Source organism: Streptomyces albipurpureus, from assembly GCF_023701525.1.
GTDB classification, from domain to species: Bacteria; Actinomycetota; Actinomycetes; order Streptomycetales; family Streptomycetaceae; genus Streptomyces; species Streptomyces albipurpureus.
Genome location: NZ_JAMQAW010000007.1, coordinates 373,502 through 374,498, shown reverse-complemented (window position 1 = coordinate 374,498; position 997 = coordinate 373,502). Strand labels below are relative to the sequence as shown.

Genomic DNA, 997 nt, shown 5'->3' with positions numbered 1-997 from the left:
ATGATCAGGGGTGACCGCCCGTCAGCCGATCCTGGACCGGCCTAGCTCGTCGTGGATGGGAGGTGTCAGTGATCCTCTTCACCAGCGCCGGCCGGAACGGCCGTGAGCCGGTCGGTCTCATCCTGTATTTCCGCGGCGATCTTCTTGAGTTCCGGCTCGAACTTACGTCCATGGTGGGCGCAGAAGAGCAGTTCACCACCGCTGGTCAGGACGACACGCAGATATGCCTGGGCGCCGCACCGGTCGCAGCGGTCAGCGGCCGTCAGCGGGCTCGCGGGGGTCAGAACAGTAGTCACGTCGCCTCTTCTCTAGCTCGACGAGCTGTCGTACCAGGGTCAACATCCAACCAGCCCGAAAACGTTCCCGCTCGGGGCTTTTCCTCGAAACTTCTTCTCAAGGCGGCTGTCTGCTACCGGGTGGCGGCGAATGAGCCGTATTGCTGAGCGCTACGGGTTTCGCGTTGCTTGGGGTTGCTTGTCTTCTGATCGGCCCTCCCGGCTGGCTTGCCGGTTGTTCATGAGGACGTGCCCGGAGCCTAAATGGTTCATGCCTCGAAGGGAACGTGATGTTCGCGTCACCCCATTGAGGGATCGAACAAACATGCGATGTTGGACTAGCATCAAAAATCACGAGGGTGGCGTTACATCGGCTCTACCAGGCCTCGGTACCCTCTGAGCCGGCGACCAACGCCGGGCCCTACCCCACTGGGCCACATTTGAAATTCAGCGAGGAGCGAACCGCGTGACCGCCGAAACGTCCGTGCCGTCCACAGCGCTGTTGACTGCGGAGCGTGACGGCTCCAACTACACAGCGCGGCACCTGCTCGTACTCGAAGGCCTGGAAGCGGTTCGCAAGCGCCCGGGCATGTACATCGGGTCCACCGACAGCCGCGGCCTGATGCACTGCCTCTGGGAGATCATCGACAATTCCGTCGATGAGGCCCTCGGGGGCTACTGCGACCACATCGAGGTCATCCTCCACGAGGACGGCTCCGTCG

Annotated in this window: 1 protein-coding gene and 1 pseudogene; one reads left to right on the top strand and one right to left on the bottom strand. The window is 62.3% G+C overall.

The features are described 5' to 3' along the window. Positions 1 to 65 precede the first annotated feature (65 nt). Complete coding sequence (locus NBG84_RS08770; protein ID WP_250918724.1) at positions 66 to 296, bottom strand: DUF7455 domain-containing protein; 231 nt, start codon at positions 294 to 296, stop codon at positions 66 to 68. A 445-nt stretch (positions 297 to 741) separates the two neighbouring features. On the opposite strand from NBG84_RS08770, the pseudogene NBG84_RS08765 reads away from it, so the two are divergent. Beyond that, positions 742 to 997, top strand: a pseudogene (locus tag NBG84_RS08765) (DNA topoisomerase IV subunit B); the annotation flags it as partial.